This is a genomic window from Aquimarina sp. AU119, assembly GCF_900312735.1.
Lineage (GTDB): Bacteria > Bacteroidota > Bacteroidia > Flavobacteriales > Flavobacteriaceae > Aquimarina > Aquimarina algiphila.
This window is the reverse complement of record NZ_OMPF01000014.1, coordinates 153,373-178,855: the sequence shown is the minus strand read 5'-3', so window position 1 is coordinate 178,855 and position 25,483 is coordinate 153,373. Positions and strand designations below refer to the sequence as shown.

Annotated in this window: 23 protein-coding genes; 16 read left to right on the top strand and 7 right to left on the bottom strand. The window is 33.7% G+C overall.

All coding sequences use genetic code 11. The features are described 5' to 3' along the window. The first annotated feature begins 27 nt into the window (after positions 1 to 27). The 10 genes from DK442_RS11670 (at position 28) to DK442_RS11625 (ending at position 11,513) form a co-directional block, all read left to right on the top strand. Positions 28 to 1,305, top strand: a complete 1,278-nt coding sequence (locus DK442_RS11670) for a regulatory iron-sulfur-containing complex subunit RicT (protein WP_109436062.1) — start codon at positions 28 to 30, stop codon at positions 1,303 to 1,305. Then, entirely contained in the window at positions 1,292 to 1,783 is a 492-nt protein-coding gene (locus DK442_RS11665) for a gliding motility lipoprotein GldH (protein WP_109436061.1), read from the top strand. Before DK442_RS11670 ends, DK442_RS11665 begins: the two co-directional genes overlap by 14 nt. A gap of 3 nt (positions 1,784 to 1,786) precedes the next feature. Then, a complete protein-coding gene (locus DK442_RS11660) occupies positions 1,787 to 4,114 on the top strand; it encodes a penicillin-binding protein 1A (RefSeq protein ID WP_109436060.1) in 2,328 nt (775 codons plus the stop codon). Positions 4,115 to 4,216: 102 nt separating this feature from the next. After that, positions 4,217 to 4,918, top strand: coding sequence for a CoA transferase subunit A (locus DK442_RS11655; RefSeq protein WP_109436059.1), 702 nt, complete (start codon positions 4,217 to 4,219; stop codon positions 4,916 to 4,918). 34 nt (positions 4,919 to 4,952) lie between these two features. Continuing rightward, positions 4,953 to 5,594 carry a peroxiredoxin gene (locus DK442_RS11650; RefSeq protein WP_109436058.1) on the top strand — a complete coding sequence of 214 codons (642 nt, stop codon included), beginning with the start codon at positions 4,953 to 4,955 and terminating at the stop codon, positions 5,592 to 5,594. Positions 5,595 to 5,607: 13 nt separating this feature from the next. Beyond that, positions 5,608 to 5,946 carry a hypothetical protein gene (locus DK442_RS11645; RefSeq protein WP_109436057.1) on the top strand — a complete coding sequence of 113 codons (339 nt, stop codon included), beginning with the start codon at positions 5,608 to 5,610 and terminating at the stop codon, positions 5,944 to 5,946. A 2-nt stretch (positions 5,947 to 5,948) separates the two neighbouring features. Next, positions 5,949 to 6,605, top strand: coding sequence for a CoA transferase subunit B (locus DK442_RS11640; protein WP_109436056.1), 657 nt, complete (start codon positions 5,949 to 5,951; stop codon positions 6,603 to 6,605). Between the two features lie 783 nt (positions 6,606 to 7,388). After that, on the top strand, positions 7,389 to 8,468 hold the full coding sequence (locus tag DK442_RS11635; protein WP_109436055.1) for an AraC family transcriptional regulator: 1,080 nt from the start codon (positions 7,389 to 7,391) through the stop codon (positions 8,466 to 8,468). Positions 8,469 to 9,000: 532 nt separating this feature from the next. Next, on the top strand, positions 9,001 to 10,413 hold the full coding sequence (locus tag DK442_RS11630; RefSeq protein ID WP_109436054.1) for a S41 family peptidase: 1,413 nt from the start codon (positions 9,001 to 9,003) through the stop codon (positions 10,411 to 10,413). A 65-nt stretch (positions 10,414 to 10,478) separates the two neighbouring features. Beyond that, positions 10,479 to 11,513: a PorV/PorQ family protein gene (locus DK442_RS11625; protein ID WP_235010948.1), complete on the top strand. Its 1,035-nt coding sequence runs from the start codon at positions 10,479 to 10,481 to the stop codon at positions 11,511 to 11,513. Positions 11,514 to 11,566: 53 nt separating this feature from the next. On the opposite strand, the gene DK442_RS11620 is transcribed toward DK442_RS11625, so the two are convergent. Next, a complete protein-coding gene (locus tag DK442_RS11620; RefSeq protein WP_109436052.1) occupies positions 11,567 to 13,258 on the bottom strand; it encodes an ABC transporter ATP-binding protein in 1,692 nt (563 codons plus the stop codon). Positions 13,259 to 13,361: 103 nt separating this feature from the next. Here DK442_RS11620 and DK442_RS11615 point away from each other — a divergent pair, with 103 nt between their 5' ends. From DK442_RS11615 to DK442_RS11595, 5 genes are all read left to right on the top strand, one after another. Beyond that, positions 13,362 to 14,813, top strand: coding sequence for a PAS domain-containing sensor histidine kinase (locus DK442_RS11615; RefSeq protein ID WP_109436051.1), 1,452 nt, complete (start codon positions 13,362 to 13,364; stop codon positions 14,811 to 14,813). 92 nt (positions 14,814 to 14,905) lie between these two features. Then, positions 14,906 to 15,685 (top strand): enoyl-CoA hydratase/isomerase family protein, encoded by a 780-nt coding sequence (locus DK442_RS11610; RefSeq protein WP_109436050.1) that lies wholly within the window; start codon positions 14,906 to 14,908, stop codon positions 15,683 to 15,685. A gap of 156 nt (positions 15,686 to 15,841) precedes the next feature. Next, positions 15,842 to 16,405: a TetR/AcrR family transcriptional regulator gene (locus tag DK442_RS11605; protein ID WP_109436049.1), complete on the top strand. Its 564-nt coding sequence runs from the start codon at positions 15,842 to 15,844 to the stop codon at positions 16,403 to 16,405. Positions 16,406 to 16,466: 61 nt separating this feature from the next. Further along, entirely contained in the window at positions 16,467 to 17,039 is a 573-nt protein-coding gene (locus DK442_RS11600; RefSeq protein ID WP_235010947.1) for a carboxymuconolactone decarboxylase family protein, read from the top strand. Between the two features lie 153 nt (positions 17,040 to 17,192). Then, positions 17,193 to 17,840 carry a hypothetical protein gene (locus DK442_RS11595; protein WP_109436047.1) on the top strand — a complete coding sequence of 216 codons (648 nt, stop codon included), beginning with the start codon at positions 17,193 to 17,195 and terminating at the stop codon, positions 17,838 to 17,840. Positions 17,841 to 17,844: 4 nt separating this feature from the next. On the opposite strand, the gene nadD is transcribed toward DK442_RS11595, so the two are convergent. The 3 genes from nadD to DK442_RS11580 are packed head-to-tail and all read right to left on the bottom strand — an operon-like array spanning position 17,845 to position 19,914. Further along, positions 17,845 to 18,426 carry a nicotinate (nicotinamide) nucleotide adenylyltransferase gene (nadD, locus tag DK442_RS11590; RefSeq protein ID WP_109436046.1) on the bottom strand — a complete coding sequence of 194 codons (582 nt, stop codon included), beginning with the start codon at positions 18,424 to 18,426 and terminating at the stop codon, positions 17,845 to 17,847. A gap of 57 nt (positions 18,427 to 18,483) precedes the next feature. After that, on the bottom strand, positions 18,484 to 19,056 hold the full coding sequence (gene gmk / locus DK442_RS11585; protein WP_109436045.1) for a guanylate kinase: 573 nt from the start codon (positions 19,054 to 19,056) through the stop codon (positions 18,484 to 18,486). Beyond that, a complete protein-coding gene (locus DK442_RS11580) occupies positions 19,057 to 19,914 on the bottom strand; it encodes a YicC/YloC family endoribonuclease (protein ID WP_109436044.1) in 858 nt (285 codons plus the stop codon). It lies immediately after the preceding gene. A 223-nt stretch (positions 19,915 to 20,137) separates the two neighbouring features. Between DK442_RS11580 and DK442_RS11575 the strand changes: the two genes are divergently transcribed. Next, positions 20,138 to 20,926, top strand: coding sequence for a hypothetical protein (locus tag DK442_RS11575; RefSeq protein ID WP_109436043.1), 789 nt, complete (start codon positions 20,138 to 20,140; stop codon positions 20,924 to 20,926). A gap of 85 nt (positions 20,927 to 21,011) precedes the next feature. Here the strand turns inward: DK442_RS11575 and DK442_RS11570 are convergent, their stop codons facing one another. The 3 genes from DK442_RS11570 to DK442_RS11560 form a co-directional block, all read right to left on the bottom strand. Beyond that, a complete protein-coding gene (locus DK442_RS11570) occupies positions 21,012 to 21,557 on the bottom strand; it encodes a GNAT family N-acetyltransferase (protein WP_160114138.1) in 546 nt (181 codons plus the stop codon). Between the two features lie 147 nt (positions 21,558 to 21,704). Next, complete coding sequence (locus DK442_RS11565; protein WP_109436041.1) at positions 21,705 to 22,256, bottom strand: CopD family protein; 552 nt, start codon at positions 22,254 to 22,256, stop codon at positions 21,705 to 21,707. Beyond that, on the bottom strand, positions 22,257 to 25,370 hold the full coding sequence (locus DK442_RS11560) for a glycosyl hydrolase (RefSeq protein WP_109436040.1): 3,114 nt from the start codon (positions 25,368 to 25,370) through the stop codon (positions 22,257 to 22,259). It abuts the gene before it with no gap. Between the last annotated feature and the right edge of the window lie 113 nt (positions 25,371 to 25,483).

The following is a 25,483-nucleotide window of genomic DNA, read 5'->3' as shown; positions in this document are numbered from 1 at the left end:
AGACAAATTTCAATATAGATAGAAAATATGGGGTGTAGCAGTTGTTCCTCCGGAAATGACGGGCAACCGAAAGGATGTAAGAATAATGGTACTTGCGGTACCGATGGATGTAATAAATTGACGGTTTTTGATTGGTTGTCTAATATGTCGCTCCCTGGTGGGGCAAAACCTTTCTCATGTGTTGAAATTAGATTTAAAAACGGAAGAAAAAATTTTTATAAAAATACAGAGAATCTCTCTCTAAGTATTGGCGACATTGTAGCTACAGAATCTTCGCCAGGTCATGATGTTGGAATAGTTACTCTTACTGGTGAACTGGTTCGTATCCAGATGAAGAAAAAGAAAGTAGAAGAAGATAGCGAAGATGTTAAGAAAATCTACAGAAAAGCAACTCAAAAAGATATTGATATTTGGCAGAAAGCGCGTGATCGAGAAGAGAGCATGAAAGTGCGTGCACGTGAAATTGCGATTAGATTAGAACTCCAAATGAAAATTTCTGATATCGAATTTCAAGGAGACGGATCTAAGGCTACTTTTTATTATACTGCTGAAGAACGTGTAGATTTCAGGCAATTGATTAAAGAATTTGCCCATGAATTTAGCACAAGAATAGAAATGCGTCAGGTAGGTTTTAGACAAGAAGCTGCCCGATTAGGAGGTATTGGTTCTTGTGGGAGAGAGCTTTGTTGCTCAACATGGCTTACCGATTTTAGATCAGTAAATACTAGTGCAGCGAGATACCAACAATTGTCTTTAAATCCACAAAAACTGGCAGGTCAATGCGGAAAATTAAAATGCTGTCTTAACTACGAGTTAGATGCTTATATCGATGCATTGAATAGTTTTCCTAAAACTGAAACAAAACTCAAGACAGAAAAAGGAACAGCAGTATGTCAGAAAATCGACATTTTCAAAGGAGTATTGTGGTATGCATATGAAGGAGAATGGATGAATTGGCATAAAATAACTGCCGAAGATGTAAATGAAATTATTGCATCTAATATAAATAATGAAAAAGTAGCAAGCTTGGAAGATTTTGCTTCTGAACTTATAGAGGATACTAAAACAGATTTTGAGAACGTTGTAGGACAGGATAGTCTAACGAGATTTGATCAACCTAAACGCAGTAATAGAAGAAGAAATCGTAATAAAAGGAAAAATAAAAAAAGAGGATCTTCAGAAAAACAAACTGTAGCTTCAAATAAACCAAAAGCGGGAAATTCTGAAAACAAAAACTCAAATAAATCAAACAATCAACCTAATAAAAAACGTAGGTCTAGGAATAAAAACAATGGTAAATCTTAGATTTTTTTTAATAGTTTTTATTATAATTGGAATAGTTTCTTGTGATGACAAGCAGGTTTTTGATGAATATCAAACCGTAGCAGATGCATGGGAGATAAATGAGAAGGTAAGTTTTACAATACCAGAACTCGATTCTCTACAAGACTATAATTTGTTTATTAATGTTCGTAATAATAACTCTTACAGATATAGCAATTTATTTTTGATCAGTGAGATGAAATTTCCTAATGGAAAAGTAATCACTGACACTTTAGAATATCGTTTGGCTGCGCCAGATGGGCAATGGTTAGGCACTGGCTTTTCTGAACTTAAAGAGAATAAATTATGGTACAAGGAAAAAGTAAAGTTTAAAGAACAAGGACAATATATGATAACGTTACAGCATGCTATGAGAAAGAATGGTGAAGTAAATGGCATAACATCGTTAGAAGGAATAACAGATATTGGATTTAGAATAGAATACGCGCAAAACCCTTAGGATATGGCAAAGGCAACACCCAAGTCGACAAAAAAAAGAAAAAAGACTCCAGCAAATAATACCATAAAATTTATAAAAGGATTCTGGATACTATTTGGATCAGGGATATTTTTAGTTATATTATTATTCCTTTTTGCGAGTTGGGGAGTATTTGGTGAGATGCCAACATTTGAGGACTTAGAAAACCCACAAAATGACTTAGCAACTCAGATTATTTCTTCTGATGGGGTGCAAATAGGAACTTTTTTTGATGAAAACCGTACTCCTGTAAATTATAATGATTTACCCGAACATTTGGTAAACGCATTGGTAGCTACAGAAGATGCAAGGTATTATAGTCATTCTGGTATCGACGGTAGAGGTACAGTAAGAGCATTTGTCTTTTTGGGAACCAAAGGTGGAGCAAGTACAATATCACAGCAATTGGCTAAACAATTATTTACAGGAGGGTCTAGAAATATATGGGAGCGAATCACGCAAAAACTCAAAGAATGGGTGATAGCTACCCGCCTAGAGAGACAGTATACTAAAAATGAGATTATTGCTATGTATCTCAACAAGTATGATTTTCTTAATCAGGCCATAGGGATAAGTTCTGCATCTAGAATTTATTTTGGTAAAACACTAAAAGATCTTAAAATAGAAGAAGCTGCTGTATTAGTAGGAATGCTAAAAAATTCATCTTTATACAATCCATTACGCAGACCCGAACTGGTAAGAGATAGAAGGAATACTGTACTTGGACAAATGTATAAATACGGTTATATTGGCGAAAAAGAAAAAAATGCTTTGCAAGAATTACCATTACAATTAGAGTATTCTCCAGAAGGCCATAAAGATGGAACAGCACAGTATTTTAGAGAATATGTAAGAAGTTGGATGGCAAACTGGGTAAAAGAGAACCCTAAAGGAGAAAATGAAGAAGGAGATCCAGAGTATTATGATATCTATAGAGATGGGTTGCGAATTAATGTAACTATAGATTCTCGTATGCAAAAATATGCAGAAGCAGCAGTGCAAGAACATATGTCTAACCTTCAAAAAGAGTTTGATAAGCAAGAGAAGAAAAACAAAACTACTCCGTTTAGAAACATTACAGAGGCAGAGAAAGAATCAATTCTCAAAAGAGCGATTAAAAGTTCTGCAAGAAGAAAGAAAATGCTTAGTGCTGGTAAAAGTGAGAAAGAAATCAATGCATCTTTTGACATAAAGACAGAGATGACCATATTTAGCTGGAAAGGTGATATTGATACCATTATGACCCCGAGAGATTCAATTTTATACTATAAAAAATTCTTACGATCTGGGTTAATGTCAATGGAGCCACAAACGGGGCATGTTAAAGCTTGGGTAGGAGGGGTTAACTATACACATTTTCAATATGATCATGTGTACCAGGGGGCACGTCAGGTTGGATCTACATTTAAGCCTTTTGTGTATGCTACGGCAATAGATCAGCTTAAACTTTCTCCTTGTGATACACTACCATTGTCACAAATAACTATTTCGGCAGGTAGTCATGGAGTTACAGAAGATTGGACTCCTAAAAATAGCGATGGAGAATATACAGGATACCTAAGCCTTAAATCTGCTTTAGCAAAATCTGTGAATACAATTTCTGCGCGCTTAATGGATAAAATAGGTCCAGAACCTATTGCCCGGTTAGCCACAAAAATGGGAGTAAAATCGCCAATTACACCAGTCGCTTCGATTGCACTAGGATCGGTAGATTTAAAATTATCAGAAATGGTAGGCGCCTACAGCACCTTTGCAAATCAGGGAATTTATACTAAACCTGTTACGATTACCAGTATTGAAGATAAAAATGGGGCAATATTGTATCAATTTGTTCCAGAAACCAAAGATGTAATTAGTAAAGAAGCAGCCTATGTTACTATTAATTTAATGGAAGGAGTTACACATTCAGGCTCAGGAGTGCGTTTACGAACAGGAGCTTCTTCAAGATATGATTTAAAAAATGTAGTTACTGGACATCCCTATCAATTCACAAATCCAATTGCAGGTAAGACAGGAACGACCCAAAACCAAAGTGATGGTTGGTTTATGGGAATTGTTCCAAACTTGGTTACAGGAGTATGGGTTGGTGCAGATGATAGAGCAACACATTTTCAGACTACCAAATTCGGACAAGGAGCTACAATGGCATTGCCAATCTGGGGATTGTATATGAAAAAATGCTATACAGATAAAACTTTGGAGGTTTCTACAGGTGCATTTCCTAAGCCAGAAGAACTAACTATTGAAGTAGATTGTAAAGTCTTTAGAGAGAGTAATATTCAAGATGAAAATATAGATGAGTTTAGTATGTAAAGAGGACTTTGTTCATCGATTAAATTATTCATAAAACTATCTTATTTCAAACGATCTAATCCTATTTTTTTAGTACTTTTAGTCTGCTAAAATTAGAACATTATGATTCGTAAAACGGTACCCAATGTTACCGAAGCTTTGACAGGAGTCAAAGATGATATGACCTTTATGTTGGGAGGGTTTGGGTTATGTGGTATTCCAGAAAATGCTATTGCAGAACTTGTAAAACTCAATATTAAAGGACTTACTTGTATATCAAATAATGCAGGAGTAGATGATTTTGGATTAGGGCTTTTACTTCAGAAAAAGCAAATCAACAAAATGATTTCTTCCTATGTTGGAGAAAACGATGAATTTGAACGACAAATGCTAAGTGGAGAATTGGATGTAGAACTTATCCCACAAGGAACACTGGCAGAACGATGTCGTGCTGCACAAGGCGGGTTTCCTGCATTTTATACTCCAGCAGGTTACGGTACCGAAGTAGCAGAAGGAAAAGAAACAAGAGAGTTTAATGGTAAAATGTATGTGTTAGAACATGCATTTAAAGCTGATTTTGCATTTGTAAAAGCATGGAAGGGAGATGAAGCGGGAAACCTTATTTTTAAAGGAACCGCTAGAAATTTTAACCCTTGTATGTGTGGAGCGGCAAAGATAACCGTAGCCGAAGTAGAAGAATTAGTTCCTGCAGGAAGTCTTAATCCTGATGAAATACATATCCCTGGGATATTTGTACAACGAATCTTTCAAGGAAAAGACTACGAAAAAAGAATAGAACAACGTACAGTGCGTACAAGAGAATAATTTTTGATATTTTAAATTTTTAAACACATAAATCATGGCGGTATTACGATTAGGAGATGAGGCACCAAACTTTGATGCACAAACTACAGAAGGTGAAATTAATTTTCATAACTGGTTAGGGGATAACTGGGGAATTCTTTTTTCGCATCCAGCAGATTACACCCCTGTTTGTACAACAGAATTAGGAACGGTAGCAAAATATACAGAAGAATTTAATAAGCGTAATGTAAAAGTGGCTGCGTTAAGTGTTGATGGTGTAGAATCTCATCATGGATGGATAAAAGATATTAATGAGACACAATATACTACAGTTAATTTTCCAATTATTGCTGATGAGGATAGAAAAGTATCAGAGCTGTATGATATGATCCATCCTAATGCAGATAGCCAATTAACGGTGCGATCTGTTTTTGTAATAGGACCAGATAAGAAAATTAAACTTACTATTACTTATCCGGCATCTACAGGTAGAAATTTTGATGAATTATTACGCGTTATAGATTCACTTCAATTAACAGCATATCATAAAGTGGCAACTCCAGCAAATTGGAATCACGGAGAGGATTGTGTTATTGTTCCTTCTGTAACTAATGAAGAAATCCCTAATCTATTTCCTAAAGGACATAAAGAAATCAAACCATATCTTAGGATGACACCACAGCCTAATTTGAATTAATCAAAACTTTTATATGAAGCTAGAATTTACGTGTTCACAATGTAAAATTCAGAACAAATTCGTTCCAGTCGTTTCTACAAGAGGACAATTACAAATGCAAGTTGGGGATGAGGTTGAGGTTGAGTGTAAGTATTGTAATAGAAAAGATAAAAAACATATTAATAGAATTGATGCAGTGGTAGATAATAAAAAGATTTTGATTGTATTCATTATAAGTATAGTGATTTCGGTTGTTTTATTTTTTATGTTTGGACTGATAGGATCTTTGGTAATATCATTACCTATATTAATGTGGATTCAGGAAGGTAAATCAACAAGTGATTTTAATTCATATAAGATTAGAAGAAAATAGATATGCTTGATAAAAACGGAATAGCAAAACGTATCGCTAAAGAGCTTAAAGACAAATATTTTGTTAATTTAGGAATCGGTATACCAACGCTGGTGGCAAATTATATACCACAAGGTATTGAAGTCGAGTTTCAGAGTGAGAACGGAGTTTTAGGAATGGGACCTTTTCCATTTGAGGGAGAGGAAGATGCAGATGTCATTAATGCTGGAAAACAAACCATTACTACTATGCCTGGCGCATCATTTTTTGATTCGGCTATGAGTTTTAGTATGATTAGAGGTCAGCATGTAGATCTGACCATCCTGGGAGCAATGGAAGTTGCTGAAAACGGAGATATTGCAAATTGGAAAATCCCTGGTAAAATGGTAAAAGGAATGGGAGGAGCAATGGATCTAGTCGCAAGTGCAGAGAACATTATTGTAGCCATGATGCATACCAATAGGGCAGGAGAATCTAAATTACTTAAAAGATGCTCGCTTCCTCTTACAGGAGTTGGTTGTGTTAAAAAAATAGTTACTAATTTGGGTTTTCTTGAAGTGACCAATGACGGTTTTACACTTTTAGAAAGAGCCCCTGGAGTTTCTGTTGAAGATATTAAAAATGCAACCGAAGGAAATCTCATAATTAAAGGAGATATTCCTGAAATGATATTGGATTGATTTAATCTAATTCTTTTGATATCCTAACGAATAATAATTAAAGGTTTACGGATAATAAATTAATAAAAGAAACGTTTGGTATAAAACAGTACCAAATTTCCCTTCTTTGAAAGAAAAATACTACACTTTCAATGGTTTTTCTATTGTCTTAAACCTTTACTTTAACCTGTAAAAACAAGCTTCACAACCTTAAATGTTAAAATTTTGGGTATTTTGTCGATTTATTACGTATTTAAACGCTATTATTGAAAATAATTTGCATATTAGTGTCCCCTTAAAAAAGAATGCCCCCTATTAACATTGTTTTTTGAGATTAAAATAAATTATTAACCCACACAAGTTTCCCCTATTATGAAAAAGCGTATTAATCGTATACAGAGATCAGTTAGACCCACAATGGAATTGATTTCTAATTGTATGTATGTTGCGAAGAAAGTATTTTTGTTGATGTGATTTTTTGTTGTTAATCAGTCGCAACCTCCCCAAGTCGCGATGAATTAAACCTGTTAGACTTACGTAGCTTAACAGGTTTTTTTATTTGCAATGTTTTTTTATTTCGACCGATTAGATGATTACGACGCTTAAAAATTTATGAAGTTCAGATAGAGAATAGTTTCTAAAAGTATCAAAATAACCTTAATTCAGTATAGTTCAAATACCTAATAAGGTAATTGATGTATAAAAAAACTAGCAAATCAACTTATATTTATCCTATAAATAAAACGAGTTTTTTAGACCAACTAACATTAACAATACATCAAGCTAAATTAATTTTTTCAAATATTGAATACTATACTATTAGGTTTTGCAATTCTTGCCAGTGGAATTATAGGATATTTTATCAGTATCTCATTGGTCACCACTCCTTTTTATAAAAATCGTGCAAATAACTATCTCTCTCTGTCATTGTTCTTGCTAACAAGTTTGACTTTGTTAGGGTGGTTTAACATAGAAGATACGGTTTTAGAATTTTTAAACAATCCTGTATTGGAGTACCTGGTAGGAGTTACTCTATTTACCTATTTTCTAATTCAAATTGAACATAAGTACCTTAAACAAAGCTGGTATAAATGGCTTTATCTTCCTTTTATTGGCGCTTTGATTATAGAAACTATTCTTTATTTAGATACTATTTTTAACTTCTATAATTCAGATTTTGTTGATCTGCAATTGCATATTATGGATAATGGATCATTTTTCTATAATGTTTTTTTGATCTTTTGGGGGAGGAAATTAATAAAAGGTTCTAAGATTATTTCAGAAGATAAAAAGCGTTGGTTGTTAAGATTAAACCTTTTTATGATATACATTATTATTATGTGGCTGTTGTCTACTATAGAATTCTATGTATTCGATTCAGAATATGCTACAAGTTTTCTATGGGTACTGCTTTCTTTTTTATCGTGGTGGGTGTTGTATTACGGAGTGTTCAGACTACAATTAGTAGTACAAAAAGACGAAATACACCAATATTTAGTTTCAAAAACGACAAATAGTACTAAGACAAAAAAGAAAATAAACGAAATTAAAGTTTCCAAAATTATTAGTCAATTATATGAGCTGATGGATGAAGAGGAACTGTATAAAAACCCTCTTTTGAGTAGATCAGACCTGTCAAATCGATTAGAAACTAGCGAAAGATATTTATCACAAATTATAAATCAAGAGCTTAACAAAAGTGTGATTCAATTTGTGAATGAATATCGAATTGAAGCGGCTAAAAACCTATTGCAAAATCCAGTATTTAATAAATATTCTGTTGAGGCGATTGGTATGGAGGCCGGTTTTAAATCTAAAAGTGTTTTTTATAGTACTTTCAAAACCAGTGAAGGAGTATCGCCTGGTGCTTACAGGAAGCTTTAAAAACAGTCCTAATTTATATAATTATCCCGTATTAGGACTTCTACAATTCTAAAATTGCATTTTTATTTTTTTGATTCAGATACTTTTACTTCGGTTAATCAAAAAAACATAATAATGACTAAAATAGTTTTTGCTTCCTTTTTAGCAATGAGTTCTTATTTAGGGTTTTCTCAAAATGAAAAAGACATATCGGTAGAAAAATCAGTTTTGGTATTCAAACAGGATTATTAGGTATATGGGCGCACAATGAATTAAAATTATCAAATCAAATTGCATTACGAAGTGAAATATGTTTTGGAGGTCTTAATACATCAAATATTAAACCTGTAATAGCATTAGAACCTCGTTGGTATTACAATCTAAAAAAACGGCTGATAAAAATAAAAGAATAGATGGCAATATTGGATATCGTTTTTAACAATTTTCATAATCTTTAAATAGCACAGAATACCGTTTTCTTTGGATCAAGTGTTTTTTGAATAGACGATCAAACGTTACAATTTTCAACTATAATAATTTCAAAAATAAAACTATGATGAATTCATATATCAACATAAAAACAGAAACAATAAAGTATGTTAATGCGTGTTTGCTAATACTCATTTTATTAATTTTTACCGCTTGTCAATCTGATGATGACATGCCTGCTACGCCACAAGATTCAACCAATGGATTTTGGTCAATAGCAGATAAAGGTTGGGTTTTTGAATTTACCGATGGAAATGATGTGTTTTACAACACAAATGCTGCTGGTTGCTCAATTCAAAACGATGATTTTGTTCTTCAGGATTTCTTTGGATTTGACTTTGATCTTATCAGCGAAAATGAACTTGTTGCCTCTTCAGAATTATCAGATTCTGAAATAAAATTTGTTCGATTACCAAATCAGAATCCAAACTGCCTACCTGATCAAATTTCTGACACAGAAGACCCTCAAGTAAATTTTGATCATTTCTGGAACATCTTTAATGATTATTATGCTTTTTTTGAAACAAGAAATATTGATTGGTCTCAATATGAAGGTTTACGAGATCAAATAACAGCAGAAAATTTTTATGATACTTTAGAAGAGTTAGTCTTTTTATTGGAAGATGGCCATGTAAGTATTACAGATGAAAATAATGCTATTCAAATTGAATCAGGAAATCCTAAATTATATGAAAGATTAAATGCTAACCTAAGTGGAGATCTTATCATAGAGAATGGGGACGATTATGATGCTCTTTTCAATCAAAAAGCGATAACAATAGTATCAAAATATTTAGGAGGAGATTTTGAAATAGATGAGAGAGAGAAGATTATATGGGGGTTGATTAATGATGATGTTGGGTATATTCTTGTTTCGGCCATGGAAGGATATGGAACAAATTTTAATAATGAATTATCTACATTAAATACTGTTTTAGATACGATAATGAATGACCTTAAGGAATCTGGGGTTTCTAAACTAATTCTCGATATGCGTTTTAACGATGGAGGATATGATACTGTAGCTTTAAATATGGTATCCCGTTTTATGGATCAGGAGCGAGTTTCATATTATAAAAAAGCTAGATTAGGTGATGGTTTTACAGAAAATAAACCCTTTTCTGTTGGGCCACGCGGGGATTTTCAATTCACTGGAGATATTGTATTGCTTACAAGCCCTTTTACCATAAGTGCAGCAGAACTTTTTACATTATGCATGAAAGATTTACCGTATGTAACCCTAGTAGGAGAGAATACAAATGGCGCTTTTTCTACTATTCTTACGCATGTATTGCCTAATGGAGCAGAAATAGGATTATCAAACGAAATATATAGTGATGCACAAGGAGAAGTATTTGAAGCTATTGGAATTGGACCTGAAAATCAAGAAAATCGAGTGCCATTTTTGTCAACTATAGATTTTCAAGAAGAAAAAGATAGCGGAATAGAACGTGCTTTTGAATTGCTAAACAATTAGACGGTATCTATGGCGTTGTTTACCTAGAGCGGTAAACTGCTATACGACGTAACGTAACTAAAATTATGAGAAATGTTTTCATATTCACTTTAATATGTTTCGGCTGTCTGTCTGCTCAACAGAATAATGTGACCACAGTAAGAGATGGTTTTATTGGTATTGTAACAGATGGTAGGGCGGCTGGTCAAGGTGATGTTGGGGTAGGAACATCTACCGATGCTTTTTCTCAATTTTGGAATCCTGCAAAACATGTGTTTTCTGATAAAGCATGTGAAATAGGAATTACTCAAGTTCTTGGAAATAACCAAGAGTTTAATGAGCTTAATCAATTAAATCTAAGTTTTTATAATAAACTCGATACCCGCAGTGCCTATGGCTTAGGTTTTCGAGGTTATGCTTATGAAATCAGTAAATTTGTGGCATTCAGAACTAGAACTATTCAAGCCGCTCTAGAATTATCTATAGATGGTTCTTATTCGCTAAGATTGAGTGATACGTTTGCAATGTCGGTTGGGGGGCGTTTCATTTTATTAGAGGATAAAGTTCTTCTTTTAGATGAGTTTAGTGATGTATCAAGTCTATATGGTATCGATGTTTCAGGATTCTATTATGGAAATGAAATAGCATACAAGAAATTTAATGGTAGATGGAGAGCAGGGTTTCATTTTTCCAATTTAAGAGGGAGGTCTTTAAATGACAATAAACCTATTGAAATTTATGCTCCTTCTACTCTAAGTATAGGAACAGGTTTTGACTTTATTTTTAACCAGGAAAAAATACTTGGGATTACTACAGAGTATAAAACATTACTTGATTCATATGTTGAGAATACTAATGGAGAAAACCTTGGTTTTGGTTTAGAAGGCTCAGTAATAGCATTGGGTTTAGAGTTTGCATATAAAGAAAAATTAATAGCAAGAAGTGGTTATTCTCATGGTATAAATCGACTAACAGATTCTTTTGTCTCAATTGGCGCTGGTTTCAAAGGAAAATATGTTGATTTAGACGTTGCTAGTTTATTAGGGCTATCAGAAGAAGAGAACCCAATACGAGAAAAGTTACGTGTATCGTTGAGTCTTAATTTAGAAGAAATTTTATAGAGCAGAAGGAGTCTCTATTTTTACTTTGGTTATGATGTTATATGAAATTGTATCTACCTGCTTTTAGGAATTGCCTGTATTAACTTTTTAGTATATTCTTTTTGTGGGTTTTCATATATTGTATCTGCATCTCCTTGCTCTTCTATTTTACCACTATTCATTACCAATAATTGGTCAGACATGTATTTTACCACAGCAAGATCATGAGAAATAAAAATATACGTAAACCCAAAATTATCTTTTAATTCATTTAATAGGTTAAGTACCTGGGCTTGTACAGATATATCCAGTGCACTTACAGATTCATCACATATAATGAGCTTGGGCTGTAAAGCTATGGTTCGGGCAATACCGATGCGTTGTCTTTGTCCTCCGCTAAATTCATGTGGGTAACGGTTAAAATGTTCCTCGCTAAGGCTTACTCGGTTTAGCAATTCTAATACTTTTTCTTTTCTTTCTGCATCATTCTGATATAACTTATGAGCTTGCATAGGCTCCATGATAGCTTTTCCTACGGTAATTCTTGGATTAAGAGATGCAAAAGGATCCTGAAATATAAGTTGGATTTCTTTTCGAAGAGACCTTATTGCAGAGCCTGATAATCGTGTAATATCGTCACCTTTATAAATAATTTGACCTTTATTTGCTCTGTCTAATTGTAAAATGGTATTTCCCAAAGTTGATTTTCCACAGCCTGATTCTCCTACAAGCCCCAGGGTTTCGCCTTCATATAGTTTAAAACTTACATCATCCACGGCTTTAAACTCTGCTTTGCCAAATAACCCTACTTTAGAAAAGTAACTTTTTTCAACATTAAGAACTTCTAATAAAGGTGGATTGCTATATAAGTTTTGATGATTTTGAGCTCGCTTTTCTTTAGTAATCACTTCCCGGTCTTTATCACCATCATCAAGAAAATCGGCTATAGTTGGTAGTTTTCTAAACCTGATATCCATAGGAGGTCTTGCATTAATTAGCGCTTTGGTATATTCTTTTTCGGGATTATGAAATATATTGTGTGTCGTATTGTATTCTACCATTTTCCCTTGATACATAACAAGAACGTGATCTGCTATTTCTGAAACCAGAGATAGATCATGTGAAATAAATAGAACACTCATTTTGTATTCTGCCTGTAAGCTTTTAAGCAACTCAATAATTTCTTTTTGTACAGTAACATCAAGTGCTGTGGTTGGCTCATCAGCAATTAGTAGTTTTGGTTTACACGCAATCGCCATAGCAATCATAATTCGTTGCTTTTGACCCCCACTTAATTGATGAGGGTATGAAGTATAAGCACGAACAGGGTCAGGAAGTTTTACCTTATGAAACAAAGAAAGGACCTCGGCTTTTATCTCGGTTTTGGATAAGTCAGTATGTTGATGTAGGATTTCGGCAACCTGTTTTCCACATTTCATAGATGGATTCAAAGAGCTCATAGGCTCCTGAAAAATCATAGCTATCTCATTACCACGAATTGATCTATATTCTTTTTGATTAAGACCAGTTAGAGATTTGCCATCATAATTAATGTCTCCTTTGGTGATATTCGAGATTTTATTTGGGAGCAAACCAAGGATGGCAAGAGATGCTACCGATTTACCACTACCAGATTCTCCCACAACTCCTAAGATCTCGTTTTTTTGAATACTAAAAGATAGATCAAATAGAACTTGATTTTCTTTGTCTTCTGACAAAAAAGAGACGCAAAGATTTTGCACAGAAAGTAATGTAGAATTGTCCATAAAGTAAAAGCTAGGTAAATTTAGGAAATTCGAAGCTTTTTGAGATTTCTTTTTACAACTATTTTGGTGCGATATTTGCTATCTTTATGGTTCAAAAAATAATATGAGGCTACTAAGACTTTCTCTTCGTACACGAATTTTTATCTCGATGACTTTATTGATTTTTCTAGCTTCAATATTGATTGCAGCTGTTACTGTTTATCAATATAAAGAAGAGGCAGAAGAATATCACAGGGAACGTTTAGAAAGAAAAGAAGAACGAATACAAATTGCTATTGATAATGTTTTAAAGAGTACAACATATCCTGTAGAAGAAGATAATATAACCCTTATTTTTAGAGAAAAGAATCGTATTTATCAGATTTCAGAAGAACATTCATTGCCAATTAATATCTATAGTCTTTCTGGTAAGTTATTGATCAAGTCAGAAGCAGCTTTTATAAAAGACACAGTGCAATTAAACTCATTGATTATAGATACACTTTCTTCTCAATTTGATAAGAGATACCTGGTGGAGTCTGAGAGGAATGAGGGGAAATTTTTGACTTCCTATACTTATATTACTGATCGTAAAGCAAAACCATTAGCAATACTTAATCTTCCTTATTTAGAAGATAATGATTTGATTACGAGAGAGTTGTTTGAATTTTTAAAGCGTTTAGGGCAAGTATATTTATTAATGCTTTTGATTGCAATTGCATTAGCCTATTTTCTGTCTAAATATATTACAAGATCATTGAAAACAATTTCTGAAACGATTGATCAAACCCGGCTTGATAAACGAAATAAGAGAATCGAAATTGGAGATGCAAGTGATGAAATCTACTCTTTGGTGAATGCGTATAATAGCATGATTGATGAGTTAGAAGAAAGTGCTGTCATGTTGGCTAAAAGCGAAAGAGAAGCAGCATGGAGGGAAATGGCAAAACAAGTAGCGCATGAAATCAAAAACCCATTAACACCGATGCGGTTAACTGTTCAGAGTTTTCAACGAAAATTTGATGCTAATGATCCTAATATTGATCAGAAAATACAGGAATATAGCGATACCTTAATTCAACAGATAGATACAATGAGTTCTATAGCTTCTGCATTTTCTAATTTTGCGCAGATGCCTGCTCAAAAAAGTGAAACTCTGGATGTAGTAAAGATTGTAGGATTGGCATTAGATATATTTAACGAAGGATATATTGTTTTCCCTTCAGAAAAAGAAAAAATCATAGCAGAATTCGATAGAACCCAACTTATACGAGTAGTTACCAATTTGGTAAAAAATGGAATACAGGCAATTCCAGAAGATCGTACTCCAAAAATTATTGTAGATGTTTTTACCGACGGAAATGATGTGGTAATTACTGTTGCAGATAATGGAATCGGAATTAATGAAGAAAATAAAAAGAAGGTTTTTGAACCCAAGTTTACAACAAAGACAAGCGGAATGGGATTAGGTTTAGGAATGGTAAAAAATATTGTGGAAACCTATAATGGAAGTATTACCTTTACCTCTCGGGAAGAAAAAGGAACTGTTTTTAAAGTCAGGTTTCCCAAGGAGTAAATCAAAAAGCCTCTCACAACGGTAAATTTTGAAATAATTTAATTTATACAACAATTATAGTCTCGTAAATGCGAGAAAGAAAATAACTTTTTATGTACACTAATATTCTCACATCTCAAAACAAAGGAATTACAAGGATTACAATAAATCGTCCATCAAAATTAAATGCACTTAATAAAGAAACAATACAAGAATTACATGCTGCTTTTAGAGTAGCTGATCTTGATGCTGATACCAAAGTTATTATTGTTACCGGAAGTGGAGAAAAAGCTTTTGTAGCCGGAGCAGATATCAGTGAATTTGCTGATTTTTCTGTTGCCGAAGGAGGAAAACTGGCAGAAAAAGGTCAGGAAGTATTGTTTGACTTTGTTGCGAATCTTTCTACACCCGTAATTGCAGCTGTCAATGGTTTTGCGTTAGGAGGTGGATTAGAATTAGCAATGGCTGCGCATTTTAGAATAGCCAGCGACAATGCAAAAATGGGACTACCAGAGGTTTCTTTAGGAGTGATCCCGGGATACGGCGGTACGCAGCGATTACCACAATTGGTTGGTAAAGGTAGAGCTATGGAAATGATCATGACAGCAGGAATGATTGATGCTAATCAAGCATCACAGTATGGTTTGGTTAATCATGTTACCAGTAAGGAAGAATTAATACCATTAGCCGAAAAACTGGCAGGAAAAATTATGAGAAACTCTTCTGTGGCTATTGGTGCAGCGATCAAATCGGTAAATGCCGCATACGAAGATGGAGTGAATGGATTTAAAATGGAAATCGAACAGTTTGGTAACTGTTTTGGTACCGAAGACTTTAAAGAAGGAACTACAGCTTTTCTTGAAAAACGTAAAGCAGACTTTCCTGGGAAGTAGTTAGTTTATTAAGATAATAAACATATGACCCCTATAGATTTTATCTGTAGGGGTTTGTACTTTTAAGATACAAGAAAAGATACTATTGGTTTTTAGTTGTGGAATTATTTTTTTATTTCTAAGCAATTGATTAGTTTTGAATCATAAAATAGGTTTTTGGCAAGAAGAAAAGAATATAAGGAAGAAGAAGTAATAGAAAAAGCGATGCAGCTTTTTTGGAGAAATGGCTATGAGACTACTTCTGTGCGAATGTTGGAGAAAGAGATGGGGATTAACCAATTTTCTGTCTATGCTAGTTTTGGTAATAAACAAGGAGTATTTTTAGAAAGTATAAAATGTTATAAGAAAAAAGCACAATTTGAACTCATTGATAGATTAGATAACTCTGATGGAGTAGAAGGAATAAAACAATATTTCTATAATTTTATTGAATTTTCAAAAGATAATAATAGCAATAAAGGATGCTTGCTTACTAATACAGTAAATGAACTCGGGGAGAATGCAGATACATTAATTATGTCAGAAATTGTAAAATTTGCTACGAATGTTAGGGAGTCTTTTATAAATAAATTAAGCTTTAATTCTCAAAAGGATAAGGTTACAATAGATAAACAGGCAAATTATCTTATGGTAGCATTACAAGGGTTATCTGTAGCATCAAAAATGTTTAATGCAAAACAGTTGGATGACTTTATTGAAGTTACATTCAAAAACGTGTAAGTTTTTTTTATATCAAAACTAAGCAATTGCTTAGAAATATTAATTTAAATTTTTTAGTACCATGAACACATTAAAAACAATGACTTTAGAACCAAAAACAATCGAAAATGCAGATGGAGTTTCGAGTAAAATACTGGAGAATACAGAAAAAAAACTAGGTTTTATTCCCAACATGTACTTAGGTATGGCAAATAACCCTGCGTTATTAGATAGTTATGTTGCAGGGTATAATTCATTTAGGGCAAATTCTGGTTTTACTCCGCAAGAACAAGAGGTTGTATTGCTGTCTGTTGCCTTTGAAAACGGCTGTGAATACTGTATGGCAGCACATAGTTTTGTAGGAGATCATATGACCAATGTGCCTGCAGAAGTAACCAATGCAATTCGTGATAATGCTGAAATACCAGATGATAAATTGAAGGCTTTAAGTTTGTTTACAAAAATCGTTACTTCAACAAGAGGATTACCCTTACAAACAGATATTGATAGTTTTCTAAGTGCTGGTTATACCGAAAAACATATTCTTGGTGTTATCACGGCGGTGGGTATTAAGACAATGAGTAACTATTTTAATCATATTTTTAATACAGCTGTTGATGATGTTTTTAAAGATCGGGTATGGAAAAAAGCATAGTATAAGGTCTAAAAGTATATACAGATAATGAATAAAAAGCACAACTTTTAAGAGTTGTGCTTTTTTTGCTTCAAGTAATATTATTTGTTTTTCTTCATAAATGTAAACGGTCAACTATAGATTTTGTATTTTTATCTATATACTTTTAAGACGATGAAAGCATTATATAGGAACCCAATAGCAATAATTCTCATCATACTTGCTATTGGAAGTTTTATCTATTTTGAGGAACAGTTGCCGGCTATTGATCTTTCTCATTTGACTCCAGGAAATGTAATGGCCATGCTTGGTTATATATCGGTAATTATGCTGGTTGTAGAACAGTTTATTGAGATCTTTGTTGATGACCCTAATCAGAAAGTAAAAATACAATGTAAAGATCGTATTACTGATATTAACAAGTTTCTGGAGCGTTTAAATAATCCAATTGATGTTGCCGCATTGACAGATCCAGAATCTACCGAAGAAAAACCTGAGTCTGCAGAAGTGGCAAAAATGATGAAAGAAAAAAAAGAATTAGAGGAGTTTCTAATGACAAGAGGATTAAAAAGACAAAGAAGAACAACGATTATTGCATTTGCGATAGGGTTAATTCTTTCTTTTTCTGGGTTACGACTTATGGCTGGAATAGTATTTAATGGCCCAGAGACAGAATTGTCAAGTATTCAAATTACGATTATTCAATCTATTGATATTGTTCTTACAGCTGGGATTATAGCGGGAGGTAGTGGTAGAGTACATCGACTTATGAAAAGAATAAAAGAGACTATGGGAGGAGGTTCGTCTATAAATAGCTTATAACGATTTATTTATAAAAATTCATTTCATCGATATATTCCCATACAGAAATGGGAAGTAACGGTTTTACATTTTTATTATTTGCAATAGAGTTACGTATAAATGTAGAAGAAATCTCCATAATAGGAGCTTTAATACGTTGAATTTTTGGATGATCCTTAAATTGAGATTCTACATTCCCTTCTGCAATACGAGGATATATATAGATGTTATGATTTTCTAGGATGACATCATAATTTTTCCATTTATGAAAACTCTTTAAATTATCTTCACCCATAATGAGATGAAATTGATCTTCTGGGTATTTTTCCTGCAAATGAGCTAGAGTATATACCGTATAATTAGGTTGAGGTAAACCAAATTCGATATCGCTGGGTTTTAGTTTTGGATATAACTCAGTAGCACGATATACCATCTCATAACGATGATGATTATCCAGTAAGGAACTTTTCTTTTTATGTGGATTATGAGGAGTCACTACCATCCAGATTTCATCGAGATCAGAGAATTCAGCCATGTGATTAGCAATGGCTAAATGACCTATATGAATAGGGTTAAATGTCCCGAAATATAATCCTATATTCTTCATTGAAAAAGCTCTTCTTTTATTCACTTTTTGAAGAGCATCAGTTTAGTTTATTGTAAATTACTTCAAAAGAAACTTTCTCACTAATTGAGAGACTTCTTCTTTTGCTTTTTCAAGATCATCATTGGTAACTATAGCATCAAATTGTGGAGCAGTTGCCATTTCTGTAGAGGCTTTAGCGACCCTCATATTGATCTTATCTTCAGATTCTGTTTTACGTTTTTTAAGACGAATTTTGAGTTCTTCAATACTTGGAGGCTTTACAAAAATTGCTAAAGTACGATCTGGATAGATTCTTTTGATATCTAAACCACCAACGACATCAATATCAAAAATTACATGTTTACCACTATCCCAAAGTCGCTGCACTTCGGTTTTTAAAGTTCCGTAAAAGTTATCCCGATAGACTTCTTCCCATTCTAGAAATTCATCAGCTTTGATTTTGTTTTTGAATTCTCTTAAGGATAAAAAATAATAATCTTTCCCATGAATTTCAGCTCCACGAGGTTCTCGGGAAGCAGCAGAAATTGAAAATCCAAGATTTAATTCCTCTTGATTAAGTAAATATTTAACTAAAGTAGTTTTTCCACTTCCAGAGGGTGCCGAAAGTACAATAAGTTTACCTTGGCTCATTTACAATACATTTAGCAATTGTTCTTTAATTTTTTCGAGTTCATCTTTCATCTGAACCACCAATTGTTGCATAGGTGCGTAGTTAGATTTACTACCAATAGTATTGATCTCACGACCTATTTCCTGAGTTATAAACCCTAGTTTTTTACCATTAGAATCGGCAGAATTTAATGTGGTAGCAAAGTATTCTAAATGATTTGCTAATCTCACTTTTTCTTCAGTAATATCGAATTTTTCAAGATAATAAATCAATTCTTGCTCAAAACGATTTTGATCTACCTCTTCTTTTAGATCAGAAACAGCTTTTTGTAATTTTTCTCTTACGGCAGTCATACGTTCCGGATCAATTTGTATTACCTTTTCTAGTAATTCACCTATGTTTTTGATACGAAGGTTAAAATCTTTTTCTAATGCTTTTCCCTCATCATTTCTATAGGATTCTATTTCTACAAGTGCTGTATTAAGAGCATCGGTTATGGCTTTAAATTCCTCTTCATTAATTTGTTCACGTTCAGTTTTTAAGGCATCTGGCATTCGAACAGCCATTTTTAACAATTCTGTAGTATCACCTTGATGTACATTGGATAGTTGCCTGATGTACTCTTTTACAATAGCCTCGTTAACTTTATTTGATGTTTCTTCACCAGTAGCTTCTACATATAATCCAAAATCAACTTTACCTCTAACCAAAGTTTTTGCTATGGTATTTCTCATCTGGAGTTCCTTTTCACGGTATTGTGAAGGAATTCGAGCATTAAGGTCTAGGTTTTTGCTGTTGAGTGATTTAACCTCTATAGTGATTTTTTTTGTAGGAAGTTGTAGAACCGACTTCCCAAAGCCTGTCATGGATTTGATCATAGAATTATGCTAAAAAGTTGCACGAAGATAATGAAAAGTCTTAACAACGACACCCTAACACATAAAACCAAATTTTATACACCTGACCATCATTATTTTTTCGCTTAACTAAGAATCAAGAATTAAATACAAATTAGTCTAAAATGTTAAATATGTAACAATTTAGTTGTTTTAGTATCAGTGTTTTAATAATTTCAACATTCAACTTAAATATATACAAATTATGAAAACTTTTAAATTAGCTATGCTGATAGTTATTGCTATTGGTATGACAAGATGTTCTAGTGATGTTGACAATGATGTTCAACAAGACAGTACAATTACTCAACAGGATATATCTTCCGAAATTTTATCAAAATTACAGAGTATGGGATTTGATATGGATAAAACATCCGTTACATCCACTAAAGGAGGATATATTGTAGATGGAGATATTTTCTTCACCGAAGAAACACTAAAAGAAGATAACTACCAAAAACAAGCTTTTTTTGGTATTGTTAATTGTAACAGAGCAGGTAATATTCGTATTCAGAATGCTTTGGGTAATAATGCAGCAGGAAGAGGATTTCAAAGAGGTATTAACTTGTGGAATAGGGTGAATAATACAACGCTTCGATTAGTAGAAGTTACCTCTAATCCTGATATTCTCGTCCGTTTGGCAAGACCTGGTGAAATAGGTGGTTGGGGTCTAGGAGAGTTTCCTACCAATGGAGTAGAAGGAGGTTTGATTATTTTGAATCTTAATGAACCTAGTATTGATGGAGATCCAGTAACGGCTAGAGAATGGGGTAATATATTAACTCATGAAATTGGACATAATATCGGGTTTCTTCATGCAGAACAAGGGTTTTTTGGAACACAGGTGCCTGGAACACCTAATAATGATACTAGTTCGATTATGACTTCTGGATCAAATCCTAGTGTGGTTTTTAATGCAAACAATGTTTCTGTAAACGATCGTAGGGCTGTAAGAAGAATGTATAGCAATAGAAGTAACAGGTTATGTAGATAAAATAAGTAATGCACTTATAAATTAAGAGGCTGTCTAAAAATAATTAGGCAGTCTTTTTGTTATCACATCTTGAGAAAAAGTAACCTCAAAGATTAACAATCATTGTAACCTTATCTACATATTTTTCCTCTTCAAGAAAGAAATTCTCAATAAATCCAGATTCCTTGAATCCCATTTTCTTATATAATCTAATACCAGGAAGATTCGTAGCATAAACTTCTAACCAGAGTAGTTTTAATAGGGTATTTTGTGTTGACCATGTCAATACATTTTGGATCAATAAAGTACCAATTCCTTGATTTTGCCATGCTGTATGTATACCCATACCAATCATGGCAGTATGCTCCATTTTTTTTCTCCAACTGCCTGTAAGATCAATGTTTCCGATTATATTTCCATTATTCTCTGCAATAAGTAGTAAGCAATTAGGATTCTTTTTTAGGCGTTGAATTAATGCTCCTTCTTCTTCTATGGTATTAGTGTATTCATAATCGAATAAGGGTATAGTATCTGTTTCTTTAAGATATTGAAGTTTAAGTTCTAATAACTTTTGGGCATCTTCTGGAGTAGCTTCTCGAATCAATATAGATTTTCCTGATTTGGTCTGATATGTTTGTGGAATAAAATTCAAGATACTTGCGATTTTACTTTGATTATTTTCTTGGGTGTTCGGGCCAGGCTATTCGTTTTATCTTTTTTTGCTTGTATACTTCGACAAGCTCAGTATGACAAGAAAAAAAGGATGCCACTTCTATCCCTAACGCAGTTTTAATTTGTACTAAGCCTCAGGGTTTTTATCCCTGATTCTTTTGTAAAGTTTGATTCCCATCATAAGTAATATAGATAGAGATATGATTGAGATGACGCCATAAATCCAGTTAACAGCATCTCTGACAACGACGAGAAAAATTACTGAAAAAAGTATAATTGTAGAGCCCTCATTCCACATTCGCATTTGATTAGAAGACCATTTTATGATATCATTTTGAAGCTGTTTGTAGATATGATGACATTTAAGATGATAAAGGATGAGTAATACCACAAAACCTAACTTAACATGCATCCATGGTTGTTCTAGCCAGCCAGGCATTAAAACCAGTAACCAAATTGCAAATAAAGTGGCTAAGATAGAAGAAGGCCATGTGATGATAAACCAAAGACGTTTGGCCATTAGCTTAAGTTGATTTCCCAGAATTTCTTTATCAGGAGATGGTTTTTGCGAAGCCTCGATCTGATATACAAATAGTCTGGGTATATAAAATAACCCTGCAAACCATGTAATCACAAAGATGAGGTGCAGGGATTTTATGTAATTATAATATTCGAGCATTTATTTTTCTACAAAAAGATAATTAAGTTGCAAGGTATTGAACTCTGTATTAAAACTTTTAATTTCTTCAGAAATTAATTTGTCAAAAGCGCTCAATTGCTCATCAATCTTTTTGGTAAGTTCATTTTTTACAGCGATATCCTGTTCTGTAGGTCCAAAATCTCCCATACCAACTAACGAATTAAGATGACCAAGCTTATTGGTCAGCTTAATAGGAAAATTTAATGGATCTTGATTACTTTTATTCTTTGTTTGATATAAAGCTTTTTCGATCTCACCAAATTGTTTTTGTAATTCTGAAGCCTTTTTTACCAAATCTTTTGTTGATTCATTATCCTTATACTGCGTTGCAAATGCTTTTAGTTGCTTATTTATTTTTTTGATTTTCTTTATAGATTTATGAGCTCTGTCTACAGTTTTGTTTACACTGGTGATGAAATCAAATTGAGACTGCATTTGTTGCACAGTAGACTCTGCTCTGGGATCAGCTAAAATGGTAAAAGATTTTCTTGATGCTTCTTTGCCATTTATAGTAAGGCTAACTTTATAATTGCCAGGAACGGCTTTTGGCCCATTAAGATTAGCCCACCATAAGATCATACCATCTAATTTTTCTGCTCCATCCCCTCTCATATTCCAAGCAAACATTTGAGCTCCTTTTTCCTCTATTTTTAATTGATTTTTTTTCTCTTTTGCTTTTGTACTAAAGGATTTTATGGTGTCATTTTTAGTATTAAAATAAGTCAACGAGATGGTATCTTTTTCTTTATCATAATTTTTAAGATAGAAATAGGTCATCACTCCTGCAGGATGATTGGTACCTTCTGTTTTAGAGTCTTTAATACTTCCGCCACTCATTCGATACGAATCTTTTGGCTTGTATAAAATGTGATTTTGAGTCTTTATCGTATTATTTAATTGATGTAATACAGTAAGATCATCTATAATCCAAAGGCTTCTTCCTTGAGTAGCCACAATCAGATTGTTATCTTTGATCGTTAAATCAGTAATGGGAACAATTGGTAAATTAAGCTGTAAAGATTGCCATGCTGCTCCGTCATTAAAAGAGATATACATACCGGTTTCGGTACCAGCATACAGTAATCCTTTTTGTTTAGGGTCTTCACGAAGTACGCGGGTAAAATGCTCGCTTTTGATTCCATTAGTAATTTTGGTCCATGATTTCCCATAATCTGTAGTTTTATAGAGATATGGGGCAAAGTCACCAGATTTATATTTGGTTCCTGCAATATAACAGGTTCCTTCAGCAAAAGCACTAGGCTCAATACTATTGATCATCATCCATTCGGGCATTCCCTTTGGTGTAACATTATTCCATGTAGCACCTCCATCTTGACTTATATGAATCAATCCGTCATCACTTCCAACCCAAAGCAACCCTTCTTTGATTGGACTTTCTGCAGCAGCAAATATTGTACAATAATATTCTACAGAAGTATTGTCTTGTGTAATGGGCCCTCCAGATGATTTTTGCTTGTCAGGATCATTTCTGGTAAGATCTGGACTGATTACTTTCCAGCTTTGTCCTTCGTTTTCAGTGACATGCACACGATTAGAAAACGTATATAATTTGTTTGGATTATGCTTTGAGAATAATATCGGGAAGTTCCATTGGAAACGATACTTCATATCTTCTGCTCCGTGTCCCATAGGATTGTCTGGCCATACGCTAACAGATCGAACGGTTTCTGTTCTGTGGTTTATGCGTGTCAGAAATCCATCATAGCTTCCGCCATATACAACGTCATTATCTTTGGGGTCAACTGCGATATGAGCTGATTCTCCGCCAGCTGTTCTTTCCCAGTCATTTTCTGATATAGATCGACCTGTGCTTCTATGCTTGATTCTTATTGTAGAATTATCTTGTTGTGCTGCGTAAATTCTATACGGAAAGCTATTATCTGTGGTAACTCTATAAAATTGAGAAGTTGGTTGGTTATGATAAGTACTCCAGGTTTCTCCTCCGTCGTAAGTAATTTGTGCACCACCATCATCACCTATAACCATACGTTTTGGATTTTCTGGAGCAATCCAAAGATCATGATGATCTCCATGTGGCGCGCGATAACTACTAAAATTTTTACCACCATCTTTACTCTTGTGATAAGAAACGTTTACCACATACACCACATCTATATCCTGTGGGTCGGCATAGATACGGCTATAGTACCAGGCACGTTGACGTAAGCTTCTACTACTATTCAATTGTTTCCATGTATCACCACCATCATCACTGCGATACACACCACCTTTTTCTTTATTTTCTACTATGGCCCAAACACGTTCGCTATTTACCGGCGAAACCGTTATTCCCATGATGCCTAGGGTATCTTTGGCGAATCCTTTATTTTTCGAAATCTCGTTCCATGTTTTTCCACTATCCGTACTTTTCCACAACGCAGAACCATTTCCTCCAGAGCTTAAACTATATGGTGTTCTTCTGGCGTTCCAGGTAGAAGCATATAGAATCCTTGGATTATTAGGATCTAATGTTAAATCTACAGCACCCGCATCTTGATTTGCGAATAGTACTTTATTCCATGTTTTACCACCGTCATTACTTTTATATACTCCTCGATCCTCTGTAGGTTTATATATATTTCCTAAAGCCGCGGCATATACGATATCTGGATTAGTAGGATGTATACTTATTCTAGGAATATGTCTACTATTAGGTAAACCAGCTTGTACCCATGTTTTTCCTGCGTCAACACTTTTCCAAACCCCGTATCCAGAGGATACATTACCACGCAACGTTTTTTCTCCACCACCTACATAAATTACATTTGGGTCACTTTTGGATACAGCGATCGATCCAATAGACCCTCCAAAGAAACCATCAGAAATATTTGACCATGTACGACCACCATCGGTAGTTTTCCATACTCCACCACCAGTAGCGCCAAAATAGAATAAATTGGGTTTTCCCGAAACTCCGGTTACAGCAGCACTACGTCCGCCTCGAAAAGGTCCAATTAGTCTATACTCCAGCGCATCATATAGCTCTTGATTATAAGATTGAGAATTGATTGTGAAAATACTTCCAAAAGCAAAAAACAGAATACAAATTGCTTTAGTAAAATGTGAGTACATGTGAGTTGTGTTTTAGTTGAAAAATACCTTAGAGTATGTTTAAAAACCTTATTTCTTGAAAACTACTATTTTGAAAACTATGATTTTGTTTCAAAAACTTCAAATATCTCGAT